At 73.6% G+C, this 19,271-nt stretch carries 22 protein-coding genes and 1 pseudogene; 13 read left to right on the top strand and 10 right to left on the bottom strand.

All coding sequences use genetic code 11. From position 1 onward, the window contains the following. Positions 1-43: 43 nt before the first annotated feature. Positions 44-247 (top strand): cold-shock protein, encoded by a 204-nt coding sequence (locus XF36_RS06020; protein WP_020624180.1) that lies wholly within the window; start codon positions 44-46, stop codon positions 245-247. Between the two features lie 90 nt (positions 248-337). Here XF36_RS06020 and XF36_RS06015 read toward each other — a convergent pair whose 3' ends face one another. Continuing rightward, a complete protein-coding gene (locus XF36_RS06015; RefSeq protein ID WP_060714458.1) occupies positions 338-1,084 on the bottom strand; it encodes a pirin family protein in 747 nt (248 codons plus the stop codon). Between the two features lie 105 nt (positions 1,085-1,189). Between XF36_RS06015 and XF36_RS35480 the strand changes: the two are divergent. The 6 genes and pseudogenes from XF36_RS35480 to XF36_RS05990 all read left to right on the top strand — a co-directional run. Beyond that, positions 1,190-1,819 (top strand): annotated as a pseudogene (locus XF36_RS35480) (PucR family transcriptional regulator); the annotation flags it as partial. Between the two features lie 190 nt (positions 1,820-2,009). Further along, positions 2,010-2,474, top strand: a complete 465-nt coding sequence (locus XF36_RS35475; RefSeq protein WP_414706232.1) for a PucR family transcriptional regulator — start codon at positions 2,010-2,012, stop codon at positions 2,472-2,474. 141 nt (positions 2,475-2,615) lie between these two features. Beyond that, a complete protein-coding gene (locus tag XF36_RS06005; RefSeq protein ID WP_060711227.1) occupies positions 2,616-3,539 on the top strand; it encodes an ACP S-malonyltransferase in 924 nt (307 codons plus the stop codon). Between the two features lie 5 nt (positions 3,540-3,544). Then, on the top strand, positions 3,545-4,525 hold the full coding sequence (locus XF36_RS06000) for a beta-ketoacyl-ACP synthase III (RefSeq protein WP_060711226.1): 981 nt from the start codon (positions 3,545-3,547) through the stop codon (positions 4,523-4,525). Positions 4,526-4,578: 53 nt separating this feature from the next. Then, positions 4,579-4,821: an acyl carrier protein gene (locus XF36_RS05995; RefSeq protein WP_020623056.1), complete on the top strand. Its 243-nt coding sequence runs from the start codon at positions 4,579-4,581 to the stop codon at positions 4,819-4,821. 43 nt (positions 4,822-4,864) lie between these two features. Next, positions 4,865-6,112: a beta-ketoacyl-[acyl-carrier-protein] synthase family protein gene (locus tag XF36_RS05990; RefSeq protein WP_060711225.1), complete on the top strand. Its 1,248-nt coding sequence runs from the start codon at positions 4,865-4,867 to the stop codon at positions 6,110-6,112. Positions 6,113-6,155: 43 nt separating this feature from the next. On the opposite strand, the gene XF36_RS05985 is transcribed toward XF36_RS05990, so the two are convergent. From XF36_RS05985 to XF36_RS05975, 3 genes are all read right to left on the bottom strand, one after another. Beyond that, positions 6,156-6,701, bottom strand: coding sequence for a hypothetical protein (locus XF36_RS05985; protein ID WP_060711224.1), 546 nt, complete (start codon positions 6,699-6,701; stop codon positions 6,156-6,158). A gap of 44 nt (positions 6,702-6,745) precedes the next feature. Next, positions 6,746-7,237 carry a DUF3145 domain-containing protein gene (locus tag XF36_RS05980; RefSeq protein ID WP_060711223.1) on the bottom strand — a complete coding sequence of 164 codons (492 nt, stop codon included), beginning with the start codon at positions 7,235-7,237 and terminating at the stop codon, positions 6,746-6,748. A 225-nt stretch (positions 7,238-7,462) separates the two neighbouring features. Next, positions 7,463-8,539, bottom strand: a complete 1,077-nt coding sequence (locus XF36_RS05975; RefSeq protein ID WP_060711222.1) for an MBL fold metallo-hydrolase — start codon at positions 8,537-8,539, stop codon at positions 7,463-7,465. A gap of 222 nt (positions 8,540-8,761) precedes the next feature. Between XF36_RS05975 and XF36_RS05970 the strand changes: the two genes are divergently transcribed. The 3 genes from XF36_RS05970 (at position 8,762) to XF36_RS05960 (ending at position 10,033) form a co-directional block, all read left to right on the top strand. Further along, entirely contained in the window at positions 8,762-8,974 is a 213-nt protein-coding gene (locus XF36_RS05970) for a helix-turn-helix domain-containing protein (RefSeq protein ID WP_020623051.1), read from the top strand. Between the two features lie 14 nt (positions 8,975-8,988). After that, entirely contained in the window at positions 8,989-9,741 is a 753-nt protein-coding gene (locus XF36_RS05965; protein ID WP_060711221.1) for a methyltransferase domain-containing protein, read from the top strand. Between the two features lie 94 nt (positions 9,742-9,835). Beyond that, positions 9,836-10,033 (top strand): hypothetical protein, encoded by a 198-nt coding sequence (locus XF36_RS05960; RefSeq protein ID WP_145981270.1) that lies wholly within the window; start codon positions 9,836-9,838, stop codon positions 10,031-10,033. Positions 10,034-10,037: 4 nt separating this feature from the next. Here XF36_RS05960 and XF36_RS05955 read toward each other — a convergent pair whose 3' ends face one another. Both XF36_RS05955 and XF36_RS05950 read right to left on the bottom strand, forming a co-directional pair. Beyond that, on the bottom strand, positions 10,038-10,508 hold the full coding sequence (locus XF36_RS05955; RefSeq protein ID WP_060711220.1) for an NUDIX domain-containing protein: 471 nt from the start codon (positions 10,506-10,508) through the stop codon (positions 10,038-10,040). Positions 10,509-10,518: 10 nt separating this feature from the next. Continuing rightward, on the bottom strand, positions 10,519-11,514 hold the full coding sequence (locus tag XF36_RS05950) for an IS481 family transposase (protein ID WP_082375204.1): 996 nt from the start codon (positions 11,512-11,514) through the stop codon (positions 10,519-10,521). Positions 11,515-11,685: 171 nt separating this feature from the next. Here XF36_RS05950 and XF36_RS35470 point away from each other — a divergent pair, with 171 nt between their 5' ends. From XF36_RS35470 to XF36_RS05935, 3 genes are all read left to right on the top strand, one after another. After that, a complete protein-coding gene (locus tag XF36_RS35470) occupies positions 11,686-12,138 on the top strand; it encodes an IS5 family transposase (RefSeq protein ID WP_060710991.1) in 453 nt (150 codons plus the stop codon). Further along, positions 12,062-12,583, top strand: coding sequence for an IS5 family transposase (locus tag XF36_RS35465; protein ID WP_414706231.1), 522 nt, complete (start codon positions 12,062-12,064; stop codon positions 12,581-12,583). The genes XF36_RS35470 and XF36_RS35465 overlap by 77 nt, the downstream gene beginning before the upstream one ends. A 63-nt stretch (positions 12,584-12,646) precedes the next feature. Further along, on the top strand, positions 12,647-13,648 hold the full coding sequence (locus XF36_RS05935) for an alpha/beta fold hydrolase (protein WP_193394000.1): 1,002 nt from the start codon (positions 12,647-12,649) through the stop codon (positions 13,646-13,648). Between the two features lie 12 nt (positions 13,649-13,660). Here XF36_RS05935 and XF36_RS05930 read toward each other — a convergent pair whose 3' ends face one another. The 4 genes from XF36_RS05930 to XF36_RS05915 form a co-directional block, all read right to left on the bottom strand. After that, positions 13,661-14,302, bottom strand: coding sequence for a hypothetical protein (locus tag XF36_RS05930; RefSeq protein ID WP_060711218.1), 642 nt, complete (start codon positions 14,300-14,302; stop codon positions 13,661-13,663). A gap of 94 nt (positions 14,303-14,396) precedes the next feature. Beyond that, positions 14,397-17,267 carry a vitamin B12-dependent ribonucleotide reductase gene (locus XF36_RS05925; protein ID WP_060711217.1) on the bottom strand — a complete coding sequence of 957 codons (2,871 nt, stop codon included), beginning with the start codon at positions 17,265-17,267 and terminating at the stop codon, positions 14,397-14,399. A gap of 142 nt (positions 17,268-17,409) precedes the next feature. Continuing rightward, complete coding sequence (nrdR, locus tag XF36_RS05920; protein WP_020623044.1) at positions 17,410-17,901, bottom strand: transcriptional regulator NrdR; 492 nt, start codon at positions 17,899-17,901, stop codon at positions 17,410-17,412. 625 nt (positions 17,902-18,526) lie between these two features. Continuing rightward, positions 18,527-19,243, bottom strand: coding sequence for a hypothetical protein (locus XF36_RS05915; RefSeq protein WP_060711216.1), 717 nt, complete (start codon positions 19,241-19,243; stop codon positions 18,527-18,529). Positions 19,244-19,271 lie beyond the last annotated feature (28 nt).

Genomic DNA, 19,271 nt, shown 5'->3' with positions numbered 1-19,271 from the left:
CCGGGGCGGAGTGCTCCGGGCCGATGATCTCCAGGGAGCGGTAATGGCAGAAGGCACCGTCAAGTGGTTCAACAGCGAGAAGGGCTACGGCTTCCTCGCCCCCGACGGTGGTGGTGCGGACGTGTTCGTGCACTACTCGGCGATCCAGACGAACGGCTACAAGAGCCTCGACGAGGGCCAGCGCGTCTCGTTCGACATCGAGCAGGGGCAGAAGGGGCCGCAGGCCAGCGCGGTCACGCCGCTCTGAGCCGCCCGGTCACCCGCCCGGCGCGGTGACCGGCAGCAGGCCGCACCGGCCGAGGCCCGCGCCCCGGCCGCGTTCCGCGGTGCCCGGGTGTCACCACCCCAGCGCCGCGTGCATCTCCCACACCAGGAGCTCGGCCCCGGCCGGTCCGGCGGTGACCCGCCGGCCGCCGTCGTCGACGACCCTGGCCGCGTCGCCCGTGGCGAGTGCGTCACCGGGCACGTCCTCCAGCGTCGCGTTCCCGCGCGCCACGAACGCGTGCACGAACGGGGCGGTCGGCAGCACCGTGGCCGACCCCGGCGCGAGCCGTGCCACCGATAGCGCCGCCGCGCGCTGACGCAGCGGGAGCAGGGTCGCGTCGCGGTGCCGTTCCAGCCCCGAGGCCAGGACGACCGTCTCACCGTGCGTCCAGCCGTCCGCCTCCCGCACGAGGTGGCGCGGGTCGCCGCCGGGCTCCTCGGGCACCACCCACATCTGCACGAACCGCACGCCGCCGTCCGGCGTCGCATGCTCGGAGTGGCGCACACCCGACCCGGCACCCAGGTACTGCACTCCGCCCGGCCCGACCCGCGCGGTCCGCCCGGTGGCGCTGTCGCGGTGTTCCAGCTCGCCGTCGAGAACCCAGGTGAGGATCTCGGTGTCGCGGTGCGGGTGCTCGTCGTAGCCGCACCCCGGGACGAGCCGGTCCTCGTTGTGCAGCAGGAGCAGCCCGAAGTGGGTGTTGGCCGGGTCGTAGTGCGCGCCGGAGGAGAAGCCGTGCCGCGAGTCGAGCCAGCCGGTCCGCGTGCGCGCCCGCGAATCCGCGCGCCGGAGCGTGACGTGTCCTGTGGGTGCGTCCATCGTCGTGTCGTGCTGCCCGACGTGCACCGCCACCCGGTCGCGGACGCGACGTTGCGCCGCCTCGAGCTCGCCTCTTCCAGGCTGGCCGCGGCCTGTCTGGCGGAGATGGAGCGGCGCTGCTCGTGGTTCGCCGGGCTGCCCGCCGACCAGCGCGCCGGCGTGGCCCTGGTGACCCAGACCGGCGTGGCGAACTTCGTGTCCTGGCTGCGCGAGCCGGACCGCACCACCCCGCTGACCGCCGAGGCGTTCCGGATCGCGCCGCGCGACCTGGCCCGGCGGATCAGCCTGCGCCAGACCGTCGAGCTCGTGCGCATCGCCGCGGACGTGTTCGAGGAGCACCTGCCCCCGCTCGCCGACGACGCCGAGCGCCACGAGCTGACCGAGGCCGTGCTGCGCTTCGGCCGTGAGATCGCCTTCGCCGCCGCCACCGTGTACGCCGGTGCCGCGGAGTCCCGCGGCGCCTGGGACGCCCGGCTGGAGGCACTCGTCGTCGACGCCGTGCTGCGCGGCGACACCGACGGCGCGCTCGTCTCCCGGGCCGCCGCGCTCGGCTGGGACCCGGCCGCCCCGGTGCACTGCCTGGTCGGCCCCGCACCCGGGTCCGGGCCGGAGTCCCCGCAGCTGATCGTGGAGCTGCGTCGGGTCGCCGCGCGGCTCGGCCACGACGTGCTCGTCGGCGTCCAGGGACGCCGGCTGGTGGTCCTGCTGCACCTGACCGGGCGGCCCGCGCGCCGGGTCGCCGACCGGCTCGCCGAGACCACCTCCGCGCGCCGGCCGCCGGCCGGTCGCGGGCCGGCACCGGGGACGAGCGCGGTCACCGCGCGGGTGCTCGCCGAGGCCGCCAGGCACTTCGGGCCCGGACCCGTCGTCTCCGGCCCGCCCAGTACCGACCTGGCCACCGCGGGCGGCGCCGTCGCCGACGGCGCTGGCCGGACTGGCCGCGGCCCCGGGGCACCCCGACGCACCCCGCCCGGTCGACGCCGCCGACCTGCTGCCGGAGCGGGCCCTGCACGGCGATCCGGCGGCGCGGCGCCGGCTCGCCGAGGACGTCCTGGCCCCGCTGTACGACACCGGCGGCGAGCTGCTGCGCACCCTGGCCGCCTACCTGGAGGGTGGGGCGAGCCTGGAGGGCTGCGCCCGCGCGCTGTACGTGCACCCCAACACGGTGCGCTACCGGCTGCGGCGCATCGGCGAGCTCGTCGGACGCTCCCCCACCGACCCGCGGGAGGCGTTCGTGCTGCGTGCCGCGCTCGTCGCGGACCGCACCGCCCGCGCGTCCGACGGGCCGGCCGTCGCCGCGCACACCCCGCTGACTCCCCTGGACCCGACAGGGGAGCATGATCCGGAGGTCGACGGCGTCCGTGTCCCGGCGGGCGGGGCGTTGTCGTGAACCCTACAAACACCGGCCCCTACGGATCGGTAACGAGGCCCCGGTCACACCTGCGTGTCGTAGGTTTCCTACAACTTCGGTGGTCCGACTTCGTCGTAACCGGTATCCCGGCCCCGACCCCGAGAGGTGTGTGATGTCCTCGTGATCGCCCTGCTCGCACCCGGCCAGGGGGCCCAGACCCCCGGCATGCTCGCTCCGTGGCTGGAGGACCCGGCCGCGGCAGAGGCCGTCGCCGGCTGGTCCGACGCCGTGGGGCTCGACCTGACGCGCCTCGGCACCGCCGCCGATGCGGAGGAGATCACCAACACCGCGGTCACCCAGCCGTTGATCGTCACGCTGGGGCTGCTGGCCGCGCGCCGCCTGCGCGAGCGGGTCGAGCTGCCGTCCGGGACCGTCGTCGCCGGGCACTCGATCGGCGAGATCACCGCCTGCGCGATCGCGGGCGTGCTGACCGAGGACGCCGCGGTCGCCCTCGCCGGGGTCCGCGGCCGCGAGATGGCCGCCGCCTGCGCCGTCGCGCCGACCTCGATGGCCGCCGTGCTCGGCGGCGAGGAGGAGGTCGTGCTGGCCCGCCTCGCCGAGCTGGGTCTCGACCCGGCCAACCGCAACGGGGCGGGCCAGATCGTCGCCGCCGGGACGAAGGAGGCCATCACCGAGCTCGTCGCGTCGCCGCCGGAGAAGGCGCGGGTGAAGGCGCTCCCGGTCGCCGGGGCGTTCCACACCGCGCACATGGAGCCCGCGCGCGCCGCGCTGGAGAGCCACGCGTCGTCGGTGCCGGTGTCGGACCCGACGCTCACCCTGCTCTCCAACGCCGACGGAGCGACCGTCGACACCGGCGCCGAGGCACTGCGCCGGCTCGTCGCACAGGTCACCCGACCGGTCCGCTGGGACGCCTGCATGCAGACCCTCGCCGACCACGGCACCGGCGCGACCCTCGAGCTGCCCCCGGGCGCGACGCTGACCGGGCTCGTCAAGCGCGCGGTCAAGGGCACCCCGACGCTGGCCCTCAAGACCCCCGAGCAGCTCGACGCCGCCGTCGACCTGATCGCCGAGCACGGGAAGTGAGCCGCATGCGACTGGCCGACACCGTCGCCGGAGCCCGCATCCTGGGCGTCGGCAGCTTCCAGCCGGAGCACGTCGTCACCAACGCCGACCTGGCGAAGCGGGTGGAGACCGACGACGCGTGGATCCGCAGCCGCGTCGGCATCGCCGAGCGGCGCATCGCCGACGCCGAGACCCTGCTGCCGGACATGGCGGTCGAGGCCGGGACGGCGGCGCTGAAGGACACGGGGTTCGACCCGGCCGGGCTCGACGCCGTCGTCGTCGCGACCTGCACCATGCCGAACCCGATCCCGAACGCCGCGGCCCAGGTCGCCACCGGGGTCGGCGCGAACGGCGTCGCCGCGTTCGACCTCAACGCCGCGTGCGCGGGCTTCAGCTACGGCATCGGTGTCGCCTCGGACATGATCCGCGCCGGCTCCGCCCGGCACGTGCTGGTCATCGGCGCGGAGAAGCTGTCGGACTGGGTCGACTGGGACGACCGGTCGACCTGCATCATCTTCGCCGACGGCGCGGGCGCCGCCCTGCTGGGCCCGGCGGAGAGCCCCGACGAGGTGGGTGTCGGTCCGGTCGTCTGGGGCAGCGCGGGTGACATCGCGTCGACGATCCGGATCCTCGGCGAGAGCACGAACAAGCTGCACCAGGAGGGCCAGGCGGTCTTCCGCTGGGCGACGACGGCGATCGCGCCGGTCGCGCTGGGGGCGATCGAGCGCGCCGGGCTCACCCCCGCCGACATCGACGTGCTGATCCCGCACCAGGCGAACCTCCGCATCGTCGAGGCCGTCGCCAAGAAGCTGCGCCAGAAGGGCGCCCGGGAGGACATGGTCGTCGCCGACGACATCGTGCACTCCGGCAACACCTCGTCCGCGTCCATCCCGATGGCGCTGGACCACATGCGCACGGCCGGCCGGGTACGGTCCGGCGACGTGCTGCTCCTCGTAGGCTTCGGCGCAGGACTGTCCTACGCCGGACAGGTCGTCGTCTGCCCCTGACCGGGCACGCCGACCTGGCACCCGCACCCAACCATCGCGCAAGGAGAACCATCGTGGCTGACAACGCCGAGATCCTCACCGGGCTGGCCGAGATCGTCGAGGAGGTCGCCGGCATCGACACCGCCGAGGTGACCCCCGAGAAGTCCTTCGTGGACGACCTGGACATCGACTCGCTGTCGATGGTGGAGATCGCCGTGCAGGCCGAGGACAAGTTCGGCGCCAAGATCCCGGACGACCAGCTCGCCGAGCTGAAGACCGTCGGCGACGCCGTCGACTTCATCGCCAAGCACCAGTGATCGGTACCGGCGTGCAGCTGCCCGCCGGGGAGAAGGAGACGTCATGACCGACGGAGTGGTCGTCACCGGTTTCGGGGCCACCACCCCGCTCGGCGGGGACGCCGCCTCCACCTGGGAGGCGCTGCTCGCCGGGAAGTCCGGGGTCGGAGCCACCCGGGCCGACTGGGTCGAGCGATTCGACCTGCCGGTGTCCATCTCGGCCCAGCTCGCCGTGGAGCCCACCGAGATCCTGCCCCGTGTGCAGGCCCGACGGATGGACCGGTGCGAGCAGGTCGCGGTGGTCGCGGCCAAGGAGGCCTGGGCGCACGCCGGACTCGGCCCGGTCCCCGGTGGGGACGGGGCCGCGGTCGAGGCCGAGCGGCTCGCCGTCGTCATCGGCGCGGGCATCGGCGGCGCACCGACGCTGCTCGCGCAGGACGACCTGCTCGAGGAGCACGGGCTGCGCAAGGTCTCGCCGCTGACCGTGCCGATGCTCATGCCCAACGGGCCGGCCGCGCTCGTGAGCCTGGAGTACAAGGCCAAGGGCGGGGTGCACTCCCCCGCCTCGGCGTGCGCCACCGGCGCCGAGGCCCTGGCCTGGGCCTACAAGCTGCTGCGCGACGGGGAGGTCGACGTCGTCCTCGCGGGCGGCGCCGAGTCCTGCATCGTCCCGATCACCGTGGCCGGGTTCGTGCAGTCACGGACGCTGTCCACCCGCAACGACGACCCGGAGGGCGCCTCCCGGCCGTTCGACACCGGGCGGGACGGCTTCGTCCTCGGTGAGGGCTCGGGCGTGCTCGTGCTCGAACGCGAGGAGTTCGCGAAGGCCCGCGGTGCCACCGTGCACGGCCGCCTCGCCGGTGTCGGCATGACGTCCGACGCCTACCACATCACCGGGCCCGACCCCGAGGGCGAAGGCCAGATCCGGGCGATGCAGAAGGCGGTGGCCGGGGCCGGTCTGACCGCCTCGGACATCGTCCACGTCAACTGCCATGCCACCTCCACGGTGGTCGGCGACGTGGGCGAGGCGACGGCCGTGCGGCGGGCGTTCGGCGACCACCCGGTGCTGACCGCGCCGAAGTCGGCGCTCGGGCACCTCGTGGGCGGGGCCGGGGCCGTCGAGGGGATCATCGCGCTGCTCAGCGTGCGTGACGACATCATCCCCGCGACGCTCAACCTCACCGACAAGGACCCGAAGGTCGAGCTGGACGTCGTCGCCGGCGAGCCGCGGAAGATGACCGTGGACGCCGCGGTCAACAACTCGTTCGGCTTCGGCGGGCACAACGCCTCGCTGGTGTTCACCAAGGCCTGACGCCTGGCGTGCGGGTCCCCGGCCGGGGACCCGCACGGCCCTCTCAGCAGGGGGCGCGCAGGATCCCGTCGGGGTCGCCGACGTCCATCCGCGGCGGCGAGCCCGCCATCGGGAACGCGACCTGCCAGCAGATCCGGCCGACGTGCAGACCGGGCGGTCCGTCGTTCGGGTCCTGGACGCTGATGAAGCGGACCAGGGCGAGCACACCGCCGCCGGTCGTGGAGTCGATCCGGTCGATGCGGATGGTGCCGTCGACGGTGGAGCCGATCCCCTCCAGCCACGCCTCGCGGGGCTGCCGGTCGGCGGTCTCGGGGTTCACCACGCGGGTCCAGGTCGCGTGGTCGCGGCCGTTGACCGCGTTGAAGTAGAGCTGCACCTGCTGCATCACCAGCTGGGCGGCCGGGTGCTCGGCGGCGCCCGCGCTGATGGTCACCTCGCTGCTGCCCGCGCCGTCGTCGGGCACCGTCTGCGGCGCGGACGCGGGGGCGACGCCGGAGCGGGTCGACCCGGACACCGTCCACGCGACACCGCCGACGACCACCAGCGCCACCAGCAGGACGCCGACCGTGATCGCGGCCCGGCCGTTCACTCCTCGCCCCCCATGGAACGACAGTCTGCCCGGCCCGGGCCTGCTCAGCCGACCCGGTGGGTCAGCAGCGTCACCGCCGCGCCGTCGCCGGCGAAGCGGAAGGACTCCAGCTCGTCGTCCCAGGCGGTGCCCAGGAGCTGGTCCAGACGCCGGGACAGCCCGGCGCCGCCGTGCTCGGCCATGACCGTGCGCAGCTGGTCCTCGGGCAGTACGACGTCGCCGTTGGCGCTGGTGCGGCCGTGCCACATGCCGAGGCCGGGGACGTGCATGAACCGCTCCCCGTCCACGCCGGGACTCGGTTCCTCGGTCACCTCGAACCGCAGCATCGACCAGGCCCTCAGCGCCCCCGCGAGCGCCCCACCGCTACCGGCGGGACCGCTCCAGGTGCACTCGGCCCGCATCTGACCGGACGCCACCGGCTGCGCGGACCACTCGAGGGAGACCCGCGTTCCGAGAACGCCCGAGAGCGTCCACTCGACGTGCGGACAGACCGCAGTCGGCGACGAGTGGACGAACACCACTCCGCGTGTGCTCACTGCCAACCTCCGCTGTCGTCGACGAGGATCGTCTTCCCCTACGTCCTCGGCGCAGCGCGGTCGGTGCTGGGACCCGCGGTACAGATGTGCTGGGTGTGGGTGTGGTGACCTCCGTGGCGTGAGTGGACTCCGGTGACCTCACTCTGCCCGATTCCGCTCCGGGGAGCCACCCCGACACGACTACCGGGTGAACGGTGCGCGGCGTGTCGCGGCCCGGCGCGCGGGTCAGGCCGTGTAGGTGGCGACGGCGACCCCGGTGGCGGCGTCGGGAACCTCGGTCCGGCGCAGCTCACCGAGGTCGGCGAGCACGTCGAGGTGCGCCCCGGTCTCCAGGACCGCGAGGGTCCGGTTGAACAGGTCCATGTCCTCCAGCCGGCGTTCCCGCCGGGTCCAGCGCAGGACCCGGGCGACCGCGTCGGCGGTCGGATGGCCCGCGGCGACGGCGTCGCGGCACTGGGCGAGCCGGACCTCGTGGTGGGCCAGCAGCGCGTCGACGCGGGCGTGCGCGCCGCCACCGACCGGGCCGTGCGCGGGCAGCAGGGTCGCGTCCGGCCGGGACCGGACCAGGCGCAGCGAGTCGAGGAACTGCCCGAGCGGGCTCGCCACCGGCGACGGCTGCAGGCCGATCGACGGGGTGATCCGGGGCAGCACGTGGTCCCCGGCGAACAGCAGCTCGTGGGCCTCGTCGGCGAACACGAGGTGCCCACGGGTGTGCCCCGGGGTCTCCACCGCGGTCAGGGTGCGCGTGCCGGCCGGGTCGGCGACGGCGATGGCGGCGCGGTCGGCGATCCACTCGTCGGGGGCCTCCCACTCCTCGGGGATCGGACGCGGCCACGGCCCGGCCCGGCCGAGCTCGTCGACGATGCCGGCGGCACCGGCACGCAGCAGCCGGGACCGGTCGGGTTCGCCCGGTGGCCGGGCCGGGTCGGTGATGACCTCCAGGTTCGGGCGCTCCCCCGCCCCGAGCAGCACCCGGGTGCCGTACTCGCGGCGCAGCACCGAGGCCAGCGTGTAGTGGTCGCGGTGGGCGTGGGTGACCAGGAAGCGGCGGACGTCGCCGAAACCGGAGCCCAGCGCCGCCAGCGCCTTGCCCAGCAGGTCGCGGGCCTCGTCGATCGCCCAGCCGGAGTCGATCAGGGTCCAGCCGGTGTCGTCGGCGAGTGCGTAGACGTTCACCGCCCGCAGCCCGTCCTGCGGCAGCGGCAGCGGGATCCGGTACACCCCCGGGGCGCTGCGGAACACTCCCGGCGCGGTCCAGTCGCCGTCCGGGTCGTCATCGGTCACGGTGGAAGCGGCGGTCACCGCCCGACGATAGATGACCGGATCCGGGGGCGCCGCACCCTCCTACGGGGCACATCATCACCCCACGTGTCGGACCGAACACCGAAAGTCGACGTTCTCCGGACAGTCCACCCGAGGGTGGTACACGATCGCACCGGGAGGGTGGCCCGATCCGCGCTACCGTCCCTGCGTTCGGTGATCAGAGGTCGGCCTGGGGGCGGGTCGGCGAAGGAGGGACGCAGCATGGCCGCAGGGATCCCGGAGCAACGGTCCGGGCAGGACGCGCCGTTCCTCACCGTGGCAGAGGTGGCGGACCGGATGCGGGTCTCCCGGATGACGGTGTACCGGCTGGTGCACTCCGGGGAGCTCCCCGCGGTGCGGTTCGGGCGCTCGTTCCGAGTGCCACCGGAGTCGGTGGAGGCGCTGATCGAGTCGGCGCGCTACACCGGCGGTTGAGACAAGGAGCCGGAATGCTGCCGGTCGACGCCGCGAGCGCACGGAGGGTCGCGGACACCTACGACACCCCCGAGGCCCGGACCGAACGGGAACGGACCCTGGAGCTGCTGGGCCCGCGGGCCGGCGAGCAGATCCTGGTCGTCGGGACCGGACCGGGGCAGCTGCTCGACGACGTCGCCCGGGCCGTCGGTCCGGGTGCCACGGGGGTCGACCCGGACCCGGTGATGGTGACGCTGGCGCGACGCCGGTGCGGCACCCGTGCCGTCGTCACCCAGCGCGCGCTGGCCGGTCCGGGCTCGCTGCCCGGCGGTCCGTACGTCGCCGTGGCCTGCCTGCAGGTCCTGGAGTTCGTCGACGACCTCCCGGCCGCCGTCACCGAGCTGTACCGGGTCCTGCGCCCGGGTGGGCGGCTGCTCGTGCTGGACACGGACTGGACCTCGCTGCACTGGCCCGGTCCGGGGCAGGACCGGCACCGCCGCATCCGCGACGCGTGGTGCAGCACGGTGCCGCGGTCGCGGCTGCCCTACGAGCTGGGCCCGCTGCTGCAGCGCGCCGGGTTCGACGGGGAGTGGACGCGCCGGATGCCGATGCGCGGGCCGGCCTCCACCGGCTACGGCGCCGCGCTGCGGGAGATGGTCGCCGAGGCCGCGCCGGGCCGGTGCGGGCTCACCCGGGCCGAGGTCGACGCGTGGGCGTCGGGCGTCGCGTCCTGCGGCGACGAGCCGTTCTCGGTGGACCGCTGGTTCTTGGGCGCCGTCCGGCCCTGAACGCGTGCGGACGGGGCGTGGCGCGCGGGCCGTCGGTCGGGCAGCATCTCGGGCCGTGGGCTCCCCGTCGTCGCAGACACCGATCACCGCGCGGGTGAGGATCGGGCAGCAGCCCGACTTCGTCCGGCTGTTCCAGACGCTCCCCCGGGCCGGGGAGTGGGTCAACTTCGCCCCGCCCGGCCGGCGACGCGACGACTACGAGGTCGACTGGGTGCTGCACTGGGCGATCGACCCCGACGACAGCGACAGCCCGGACGTCACCGTCGAGATCCAGCTCGTCGACCCGGAGTAGGCCGCTACCGGAAGCCGTGGCTGCGGACCGCGGCCACGTCGCCGTCGCGCAGGGCGTCGAGCACCGCGCGTTCGTGCGGGACCGTGTCGGCAGGCAGGTCGGCGAGGGCGAACCAGTCCAGGCCCGCGGTCTTCCCGTCCTCGGCGCGGCGTGGCTCGCCGGTCCAGCGACGGCAGGTGAAGAAGAAGTCGACGCGTTCGTCGACCGGGTCCCCGGTGCGCCCGGTGCGGTGCACGGCCGTGAGCGGGACCAGGTCTGCGGGGTCGACGGTGACGCCGAGCTCCTCCCGGGCCTCGCGCACCGCGGCGGCTGCCGCGTCCTCGCCCGCCTCGACGTGCCCGGCCGCGGCGGCGGCCCAGTGGCCGTCCATGAACCCGGTGCCGGCACGCAGCTGGAGCAGCACCTCGGTGCGCTCACCGGTGCCGCGCAACAGCAGGACGTAGGACGCCGGGACGACCCGGTAGCGCTCGCTCACGCCGCCGACCCTAGGTGTGATGTCCAGGCAGGTTGGTCAGGCGACTGATCGGCGGTAGGCCGTTGGTTGCGCTGTGGGGCCGGTGGTGATTGTAGAAGTGCAGCCAGCCGGGGAGCGCGTCTCGCCGAGCCGTTTCGCAGGGGTGGAAGCGGGCGTATGCCCACCCGTCGGCGAGGGTGCGGTGGAAACGTTCGATCTTGCCGTTGGTCTGAGGCCGGTAGGGCCGGGTTCGCTTGTGGGTGATGCCCAGTTCGCTGCAGGTGTCACGCCAGGCGTGTGAGCGGTAGCAGCTGCCGTTGTCGGACAGGACCCGTTCGACGGTCACGCCGCGGGCGTTCAACCAGTCCACGGCCCGGCGTAGCACACCGGTGGCGGTGTCGGCTTTCTCGTCGCTGTGGATCTCGGCGTAGGCGACGCGGGAGTGGTCGTCGATGACGGTGTGGACGAACGCTCTGCCGGTGCGCGGCTTGTAGTCGGTTCCCCTGGGCAGTCCGGGAGTGGACCGCTTGTTCAGGGCGCCTTGTCGGCGTCCGACGAAGCGGTGTCCGCCTCCGTCGGGGATGTTGCCGAACTTGGTGACGTCGACGTGGATCAACGAGCCGGGGTGTGGGTGTTCGTAGCGGCGTAGGGGCTCGCCGGTGACCCGGTCGATGTGGGAGAGCCGGTTGATCCGGCAGCGGCGCAGGACCGCGTGCACGGTCGAGGCGGCGAGAGCGAGTCGGCCGCCGATCTGTACTGGTCCGAGTCGGTGGTGCCACCGCAGTCGCACGATCTGCTTCACCAGCCTCGGCGGGGTCTTGGCCGGCATCGACCGTGGTCGGGAGAAGCTGCGGTCGACCATCCCGGGCGGGCCCTCGGCGCGGTAGCGGTCAGCCCACTTTCGGGCGGTGCGAGGGGCGACCATGAACATTCTGGCCGCGGTGGAGCAGGTCCAGTCCTGGTCGACGATCAGACGGGCCAGCCGTAGCCGGGCACGCGGAGTCAGCGCAGCGTTAGCGTGGGTCACAAGGGCCTCCGGTTGGTGAAGCGGTTCCTAGACAGCTCCACTTCACAACCGGGGGTCCTCGCCTGTCTCAGCGACAGGCCGTCATCAGCTCAACCTGGAACAACGTCCATGGACATCACACCTAGGGTGTGTCTCCCAAATAGGCGGACCGGGGTGCGCGATGCTTGATCGGTGCCGCGCACCGCTGTCCTGACTGATGCCCAGTGGGCCCGTCTGGCGCCGCTGTTGCCCTCCTCCGAGGGTCGTCGCGGGCGCCCGTTCCGCGATGACCGCCGGGTGCTCGAGGGGATCATCTACCGGTATCGGTGCGGGCTTCCCTGGCGCGACGTCCCAGCCGAGTTCGGGCCGTGGCAGACGTTGTGGAAGCGGCACCGCCGCTACAGCGGCGACGGCACCTGGGACCACATCCTGGCTGCTCTTCTGGTCGAGGCCGACGCCGCCGAGGTGCTCGGGTGGGCGGTCAGCGTGGACTCCACGATCATCCGTGCCCACCAGCACGCCGCGACCCTCAAGCGCGACACAGGGGGCCGGATCGAACTACACGAATCTGCTCGCCGAACCAGCAGATCACGCGCTGGGACGGTCCCGCGGAGGGCTGTCGACGAAGATCCACCAGCTCGTTGACGGGCACGGCCGCCCGCTGGTGGTCCTCCTCGGCCCCGGCCAGGGCGGCGACTCGCCAATGTTTCCGCACCTGATGGCGCACCTGAGCATCGCCCGACCGGGCCCGGGACGACCCCGGACCCGGCCCGAACGCGTGCGCGCGGACAAGGCCTACTCCTCACGCGCGATCCGCCGGCACCTGCGCGAGCGCCGGATCATCGCTGTCATTCCGGAGCCCTCTGACCAGCAGGGACACCGCAAACGACGCGGCTCACGCGGCGGCCGACCGCCCGCATTCGATCCGGTCGACTACCGAAACCGCAACGTCGTCGAGCGCGGATTCTGCCACGTCAAGCAGTGGCGCGGGCTGGCCACCCGTTACGACAAGCTCGCCCTGACCTTCCGCGGCGGCGCCGTCCTGAAGGCAATCGTCACCTGGCTCCGCGCATTGGGAGACACACCCTAGGTGCCGTGGCGCCGTTCGCCGACGGCAACACCGGGGTAACGCGGCGGTCCTACCGTCGGTCCGATGGCGGCCCCCACCTCGCGCCCGGCACCGGTCGGCGACCGGCTCGGCGTCGTGCCGCCGCGGGACTCGGAGCTGCGGTTCCGCACCGTGCACGGCTACCGGCGGGCGTTCCGGGTGGCCGGGTCCGGGCCGGCGGTGGTGCTCGTGCACGGCATCGGGGACAGCTCGGCGACGTGGGAGGCGGTCTTCCCCGCGCTGGCCCGGCGGCACCTGGTGATCGCCCCCGACCTGCTGGGGCACGGGCACTCGGACAAGCCGCGCGCGGACTACTCGGTCGCCGCCTACGCCAACGGCGTGCGGGACCTCCTCGGCGTCCTCGGTATCCCGCGCGCGACGCTGGTGGGGCACTCGCTGGGCGGTGGCGTCGCCATGCAGTTCGCCTACCAGTACCCCGACCGGACCGAGCGCCTGGTGCTGGTCGGCACCGGCGGGGCGGGCCCGGACGTGACGCCGCTGCTGCGCGCGGTCAGCCTGCCCGGTGCGCAGGCGGTGCTGGCGGCCTCGCAGCTGCCGCCGTTGCGGTGGCAGATCGGGTGGGCCCTCGACGCGCTGCGACTGGTCGGCGCCGACCTCGGTCGTGACGCCGCCGACCTGCTCCGGCTGGTCGACGCGCTGCCCGACGCGACGTCGCGGGCGGCGTTCATCCGGACGCTACGGGCCGTCGTCGACTGGCGCGGGCAGGTCGTGACCATGCTGGACCGCTGCTACCTGACCCGCGGGATGCCGACGATGCTGGTGTGGGGCGCCCGGGACGCGGTGGTGCCGCTCGCGCACGCCCACACCGCGCACGCGGCGATGCCGGGCAGCCGGCTGGAGGTGTTCGACGACGCCGGGCACTTCCCGCACCACAGCGACCCGGCCCGGTTCGTCGGGGTGCTGGAGGAGTTCCTCGACTCCACCGACCCGGCACGGTGGAGCCCGGAGCAGTGGCGTCAGCTGCTGCGCTGCCCTCCCCCGCCCGCCGGTGCCGGGGTGCGGCCGGGTCCGGTGTCGGCGACCTGACCCGGGCCGGCGTCAGAGGACGAGGCCGAGCCAGCTGCCGGCGCAGCCGTGGCAGGCGCCGTGCACCGTCGCGGCCCGGTGCACTGGGCGCAGGCAGATCACGCAGTGGGTGAGCCGGCGCCGTGCCCGGCGCAGCAGCCCGTCACGCACCTGGCGGACGGCGAGCCCGGCGTCGCCGTCCGGGTCGTCGCAGCCGGGCAGGACCGGCACCTCGACGGCGTCGGCCGGGTCGAGCACCGGGAGGTGGCCGTCCCAGCGGGGCTCCGGTCGGGCGAGCAGCACCGGCCCCGACGGGTCGAACCCGAGCATCAGCTGCGGCGGCTCCCCCGCGACGAACCAGGCCACCGGGTCCGGCTCCGCGCCGGGTGGGAGGAGCCCCGCCGAACGCAGGTCCGCATCGGTCCAGCCGCCGCGTCGCAGGTCGGCCGGGGTGAGCCCGAAGTGCCGCAGCCCGTCGGTCGGCAGGTCGAGCTCACGCAGCTCCGCCGGGGACGGGACGCCCACGTAGACGGTGCCGCGCTCCCCCGGCCGCTCGGCGACGGGCGCGGTGTCGTGGCCGCCCGCGACGCGCCACGGGGCGGCGACGAGCACGGCGAGCACCCGCGCGTCGACGCGCAGGCGCCCGGCCACCTCCGCGGTGCGGTCCTCGGTCACCCGGTCTCCGATCCCTGCACCGACGATCCATGCTCCGCCACGCGCGCCGGGGCGGCCCCGATGTCGGAGCCGCCCCGGTGTGGTGCGGTGTCGCTCAGCTGCAGCCGCTGGTGGAGCCGCAGCCCTCGCAGAGGTAGCAGGACCCGGCGGGGCGCATCTTCGTCCCGCAGGTCATGCACAGCGGGGCGTCGGCGGCCTTGCCCAGCCGCAGCTCGAGCAGCTCGGTGGAGCTGCCGACCTCGACCGGCGCGGGCTCGGCACCGGCCTCCTTGCGCTCCTCGATCGTCGGCACCGAGGAACGGAACTCCTCGATGTCGAGCTTCTCACCGGTGCCGTAGTCGTTCTCGACCTGGGCGGACCGCTCGTCGGAGGAGAAGATGCCCAGCTGGGCGCGCTTCTCGTACGGCAGATGGTCCAGCGCCAGGCGGCGGAACAGGTAGTCGAGCACCGAGGTCGCGATCCGCACGTCCGGGTCGTCGGTCATCCCGGCCGGCTCGAAGCGCAGGTTGGAGAACTTCGAGACGTAGAACTCCAGCGGGATGCCGTACTGCAGGCCCACCGAGATCGACATCGAGAAGGCGTCCATCACACCGGCCAGGGTCGAGCCCTGCTTGCCGAGCTTGACGAAGATCTCGCCGAGGCCGTCGTCGGGGTAGCTGCCGGCGGTGAGGTAGCCCTCGGCGCCGCCGACGGTGAACGACACGGTCTCGCTGGGCCGCTTCTTCGGCAGCCGCTTGCGGACCGGCCGCTGCTCGACGACGGTGACCTTCTCGGCCTCGGCGGTGTCACCGGAGGCCTTCGTGTCCCGACCCTTGCCGGCGGACAGCGGCTGGCCGACCTTGCAGTTGTCGCGGTAGATCGCCAGGGCCTTGAGGCCGAGGCGCCAGCCCTCGAGGTAGATCCGCTCGACGTCGGCGACGGTCGCCCGCTCGGGCATGTTGACCGTCTTGGAGATGGCGCCGGACAGGAACGGCTGCGCGGCGGCCATCATGCGGACGTGGCCCATCGGGGCGATCGTCCGGTCGCCCATGGCGCAGTCGAACACCTCGTAGTGCTCGGGCTTCATGCCCGGGGCGTCGACGACGTGGCCGTGCTCGGCGACGTACTCGACGATCGCCTCGGCCTGCTCGGCCTGGTAGCCGAGGTTGTCCAGGGCCCGGCGCACCGACTGGTTGACGATCTGCATGGAGCCGCCGCCGACCAGCTTCTTGAACTTGACCAGCGCCAGGTCCGGCTCGATGCCTGTCGTGTCGCAGTCCATCATCAGGCCGATCGTGCCGGTCGGGGCCAGCACCGACGCCTGCGCGTTGCGCCAGCCGTTGACCTCACCGATGTCCTGGCACTGCTTCCAGACCTGGGTGGCGAGCTTCTGCACCGGGGTGCTGGAGGCGAAGGTGCGGATGCGGTCGTTCTCCGCGGCGTGCTTGCGGATGACCCGCTGGTGGGCCTCGGCGTTGCGGGAGTAGCCCTCGTACGGGCCGACGACACCGGCGAGCTCGGCGGAGCGCTTGTACGCGGCACCGGTCATCAGCGAGGTGATGGACCCGGCGAGCGCGCGGCCGCCCTCGGAGTCGTACGCGTGGCCGGTCGCCATGAGCAGCGCGCCAAGGTTGGCGTAGCCGATGCCCAGCTGGCGGAACTTCCGGGTGGTGTCGGCGATCGACTCGGTCGGGAAGTCCGCGAAGCAGATCGAGATGTCCATCGCGGTGATGATCAGCTCGACGGCCTTGGCGAAGGTCTCGGCGTCGAACCGGTCGTCGGAGTCGAGGAACTTCAGCAGGTTCAGCGACGCCAGGTTGCAGCTGGAGTTGTCCAGGTGCATGTACTCCGAGCACGGGTTCGACGCGCTGATGCGGCCGGACTCCGGGGTCGTGTGCCAGTCGTTGATCGTGCCGTCGTACTGGATGCCCGGGTCGGCGCAGTTCCAGGCCGCCTCGGCGATGCCGCGGAAGAGCCTGCGGGCGTCGACGCGCTCGATGACCTCACCGGTCATCCGGGCACGCAGACCGAAGTCGGTGCCCTCCTCGACCGCGCGCATGAACTCGTCGGTGACGCGGACGGAGTTGTTGGCGTTCTGGTACTGCACCGAGGTGATGTCGGAGCCGCCCAGGTCCATGTCGAAGCCGGCGTCGCGCAGGACGCGGACCTTGGCCTCCTCCTTGGCCTTGGTCTCGACGAACTCCTCGATGTCGGGGTGGTCGACGTCGAGGACGACCATCTTCGCCGCGCGCCGCGTGGCGCCGCCGGACTTGATGGTGCCCGCGGAGGCGTCGGCACCGCGCATGAACGAGACCGGGCCCGAGGCGGTGCCGCCCGAGGACAGCAGCTCCTTCGACGACCGGATGCGCGAGAGGTTCAGGCCGGCACCGGAGCCGCCCTTGAAGATCAGGCCCTCCTCGCGGTACCAGTTCAGGATCGACTCCATGGTGTCGTCGACCGAGAGGATGAAGCAGGCGCTGACCTGCTGCGGGCTGGCGGTGCCGACGTTGAACCACACCGGCGAGTTGAAGCTGAACACCTGGTGGATCAGCATCCAGGTCAGCTCGTGGTCGAAGATCTCGGCGTCGCCCTCGGTGGCGAAGTAGCCGTGCTCCAGACCGGCCCGCTTGTAGGTGCCGACGACCCGCTCGACGAGCTGCTTCAGGCTCGACTCACGGGTGTCCGAGCCCACCGCACCGCGGAAGTACTTGCTGGTGACGATGTTGGTGGCGTTGACCGACCAGCTGCGCGGGAACTCGACGCCGCGCTGCTCGAAGTTGACCGTGCCGTCGCGCCAGTTGGTCATGACGACGTCGCGGCGCTCCCACTCCACCTCCTCGTAGGGGTGGACCCCTTCGGTGGTGAAGACACGCTGGACGGTCAGGCCGGGCGCGCGCTTGGCGCCGGTCTTCCCGCGGCTGCGCGCCGGCTTGATAGCCGCGCTCTCACCGGTGTCTGTCGTCGGGCCCCCGACGGTCTCGGTCATGCATGCCTCCGCACTTGTCACCGTGTACCACCCGCGCGCTGGGGTGCGCGGACGGTCTTCCCCTCCGGTACGACCTGCGACGACGGCCGGTACCGGTCGCCCCCTCGCGGGGGTGCGCGCCGGATCCGTGCCGCCGAGCGGCTCACCCGTCCCGGTTGTGGCCGGCCTCGTCGTCGGCTGCTTCCCCGGCAGCCGCGGACCGCAGGTCGGCGATCTCCTTCTCGAAGTCCTCGATGGACGAGAAGGAGCGATAAACGCTCGCAAATCTCAGGTACGCGACCTCGTCGAGCTCACGCAGCGGCCCGAGGATCGCCAGTCCGACCTCGTGGCTGGGAAGCTCCGCCGCCCCGCGTGCCCGCACGGTCTCCTCGACCCGGTGGGCGAGCTGCTGCAGGTCGTCCTCGTCGACCGGCCGGCCCTGGCACGCCCGCCGAACCCCGCTGACGACCTTCTGTCGACTGAAGGGCTCGGTCACCCCGCTGCGCTTGACGACGGCGAGCACGGCCTCCTCGACCGTGGTGAACCGTCGTCCGCACGAGGTGCAGGACCGGCGCCGGCGGGTGCAGGTCCCGTCGTCGGCGGTCCGTGAGTCGATCACGCGGGAGTCCGGGTGCCGGCAGAACGGGCAGCGCATGGACGCTCACACCCTCTCCCGTAACGTTCCGGAAACTCTCCGCAGTGATCCATCCCCCCAACCAGTGGCGGAACAACGTCAATGTAACCCCTACATCTAGGGGTCCGCCATCCCGGGGCCCACGCCGCGCCGAGCTTCGCCCGATCGGGATCCGAGCCTTGCACACCACGTTCCGCGACCGGCTCGTCGCCGACGATCATGGAGGGGGACATCGGCGCTGGTGGCGCCGAGGAACGTCACGCGCGGCGCCGTCCGTCGCGCCGCGGGGACCGCGACCGGCGGCACCCGATGCGGGGACACGCCCGGCGGACGCGCCCGGCGGCACGCCGCCGACGATCCGGCGACATCCCGGCGACCGCCGCCCGACGTCCGCGTGCCGGCCCAGCGCACGCCATCACCCGATGCGACGCCGGCACGGCGCCGGATCGCTCCACACCGTCACCGCACCGCCACCGCTGTGACCACGGTTGCCGCGCCGGCACCGCACCACGGCACGCCCGACCGGCTCCGCCCCGGGAGCCCGACACGTCGGCACCGCACCCCTGCACACCCCGGGCCGGGCACGCCGGCACCACTCCGTGCCACGGGCCTGGCCCACCGGGACCGCACCGCGACCCGACCCGCCTCAGCGCACGGCACCGACCGACGGAACGGCGGCCGCGGGGGCGTTCCAGCCCGCCGCCGCGTCGCCCAGCAACCCGAGCGCCACCACCGCGGTCGTGGCGCACAGCAGCACCGCGACCCCGGTCAGGAACCGCTCCAGGCGCCCGCGGACCCGGCTGCGGGCCGGGCGGGGGCGGGCCGGGACCAGGCAACGCCGGTCCAGCGGACGGACCGTGCGCGGCGCCGGCACGGCCACCGACCGCGGACCGGACGGCGCCGCGACCCGGGCGGGCCGCACCAGGGTCGCCGTGGAGCCTGGCGCCGAGGTGGTACAGCGGGGCGTCCGGACCGCGACGTTCGGACCACCGGTGACGCCACGCGGGACCGCCGGATCGGCCGGTGCCGCGGTCCGGGCCGCACGCCCGGGAACTGTCGGACCGGGCGCCGTCGGACCGGACGTCGGAACACCGGGCGCCGTGGCGCGCCGGGAACGGGCAGCGGGGTGCCGTGCAACCGACTTGGTCAGTGCGCGCTCCCGTGCACCGTGGGCGGCCCACCGGTGCGCGGCGCGCGCGACGGCCGACGAGCCGGCACCGGCCGGACCGGCCACACCCTCCGCGGCCCGCACCCGCTCCCGGGCGGCGCGCCGGGCGCGCGAGGTGGGAGTGCCGGGCGCGGGGGCACCGGTCAGGCAGCCGACCGGGCCGTGGTCGCGGATCCGCTCGTCGAACTCTCGCATGGCTCCTCCTGCCGTCGGACCACCCGGC

Source organism: Pseudonocardia sp. HH130629-09 (genome assembly GCF_001294645.1).
In the GTDB taxonomy this organism is placed as follows: Bacteria; Actinomycetota; Actinomycetes; order Mycobacteriales; family Pseudonocardiaceae; genus Pseudonocardia.
Note: the sequence above shows the minus strand (reverse complement) of the source record. Positions and strands in the feature narration are given on the sequence as shown.

Excerpts from the sequence above, each read along its gene's own strand:
- XF36_RS06020 (WP_020624180.1), top strand. The coding sequence starts at position 44 with ATGGCAGAAGGCACCGTCAAGTGGTTCAACAGCGAGAAGGGCTACGGC.
- XF36_RS06015 (WP_060714458.1), bottom strand. The coding sequence starts at position 1,084 with ATGGACGCACCCACAGGACACGTCACGCTCCGGCGCGCGGATTCGCGG.
- XF36_RS06000 (WP_060711226.1), top strand. The coding sequence starts at position 3,545 with ATGCGACTGGCCGACACCGTCGCCGGAGCCCGCATCCTGGGCGTCGGC.
- XF36_RS05990 (WP_060711225.1), top strand. The coding sequence starts at position 4,865 with ATGACCGACGGAGTGGTCGTCACCGGTTTCGGGGCCACCACCCCGCTC.
- XF36_RS05970 (WP_020623051.1), top strand. The coding sequence starts at position 8,762 with ATGGCCGCAGGGATCCCGGAGCAACGGTCCGGGCAGGACGCGCCGTTC.
- XF36_RS05965 (WP_060711221.1), top strand. The coding sequence starts at position 8,989 with ATGCTGCCGGTCGACGCCGCGAGCGCACGGAGGGTCGCGGACACCTAC.
- XF36_RS05935 (WP_193394000.1), top strand. The coding sequence starts at position 12,647 with ATGGCGGCCCCCACCTCGCGCCCGGCACCGGTCGGCGACCGGCTCGGC.
- XF36_RS05925 (WP_060711217.1), bottom strand. The coding sequence starts at position 17,267 with ATGACCGAGACCGTCGGGGGCCCGACGACAGACACCGGTGAGAGCGCG.
- nrdR (WP_020623044.1), bottom strand. The coding sequence starts at position 17,901 with ATGCGCTGCCCGTTCTGCCGGCACCCGGACTCCCGCGTGATCGACTCA.
- XF36_RS05915 (WP_060711216.1), bottom strand. The coding sequence starts at position 19,243 with ATGCGAGAGTTCGACGAGCGGATCCGCGACCACGGCCCGGTCGGCTGC.